The organism is Vibrio sp. 1580 (genome assembly GCF_033340055.1).
Genome location: NZ_JAWOVT010000348.1, coordinates 1 through 657 on the forward strand (window position 1 = coordinate 1; position 657 = coordinate 657).

Annotated in this window: 1 protein-coding gene; it reads left to right on the top strand. The window is 42.0% G+C overall.

The window, feature by feature from the left end; genetic code table 11:
• Positions 1 to 293 precede the first annotated feature (293 nt).
• The coding region (locus R7093_RS25940; RefSeq protein ID WP_318147109.1) for a DUF3187 family protein at positions 294 to 657 on the top strand (364 nt) is incomplete at its 3' end.

A 657-nucleotide genomic window follows, 5' to 3' on the forward strand; every position in this document is an offset into this window, starting at 1 on the left:
TACAGTGGTGTTGCACACCAAGCAACACATGTTATTCAAATTTAGAAGCTATTTGTTGATAAATAGTTGAGAAGCGATAGAGGTCGCTCAGTAACACGAATACCGGACCGCTATCGGAAGAGCGATTGTACCTAGCTCACATTTAGATTGCAAAGCGCGATTTCAGTTTGTCATTGAAAGTTCACTACTAAATAAGCTACTCGGCGAAAAACACCATTGGTATAATAGCCAGCACGAAACAATGAGTGACACTATAGTTAATTTATTGAGTAATCTATATTTAGGTATTCATCATGAAGAAAAATCGATGGCAACCTACAATATTGGCTTTTGCTTTTTGGTTGCCTGCTTCCACTTTTGCCTCTAACGATCTTTACGGACCACTTCGAGCTTACGCTCAATCGCCAATGCAAGTGGTCAGTCATAGCAACCATCTCCGCTCTGGGTTTAGCTTGCCCTCAGAACACATAGAAGCTTATGGCTCGGCGACAATAGCGAGTGTTTGGGCGCATACCGACGAATACGCTTTGGATTATTACCACAACCAATTAGAAATTGGAGCTAAGTGGCAAGTCAGTTCTCAATGGCAATGGGAACTCAATTATCGCTGGGTATTTGCTGCGGATAATCATCTGGATGGCTTAACAGAAAGCTTTC